1 protein-coding gene is annotated in these 497 nt (G+C 41.6%); it reads right to left on the bottom strand.

Annotated features, from left to right (window positions below; genetic code table 11):
* A partial coding sequence (locus EXE10_RS21210) for an IS3 family transposase (protein ID WP_130114614.1) occupies nt 1-497 on the bottom strand: 497 nt, incomplete at both ends.

Here is a 497-nt window from a genome sequence, read left to right as displayed (position 1 = left end):
GAGCATTATCGTATGAATCACCAGTTGTACCGACTGATGCTCGTAAATTTGCTGCTTCTAAACGATTGGTATAGCGAATAGAAAGATATTGAACACCTCTATCGGAATGATGAATCACATTCTTTGGCATGCCTCGATCGTGCAAGGCTTGCTCTAATGCATCGAGCACCATATCTGTATTCATCCGTGTCGATACTTTCCATCCAACAATTGCTCGTGAGAACACATCAATAATAAAGGCGGTATAGACCCAGCCTGAATGAGTTTGAATATACGTAAAGTCACTGACCCACAGTTGGTCAGGATGATCAGCAGTAAAATTACGTTTCACTAAATCATCTGCTCGTTTTTGGTCATCTCGGCTACGGGTGGTTTGTTTGTTCTTACCTCGCCAAACACCTTGTATACCTAGCTTTTTCATTAATCGAGCAACAGTACAGCGTGCAATAATATAGCCTTCACGTTTCAGTTTTTGCCAGACTTTACGTACACCATAC

Origin of the sequence: Acinetobacter sp. WCHAc060033 (genome assembly GCF_004209125.1) — a bacterium.
Lineage (GTDB): Bacteria > Pseudomonadota > Gammaproteobacteria > Pseudomonadales > Moraxellaceae > Acinetobacter > Acinetobacter wuhouensis.
Note: the sequence above shows the minus strand (reverse complement) of the source record. Positions and strands in the feature narration are given on the sequence as shown.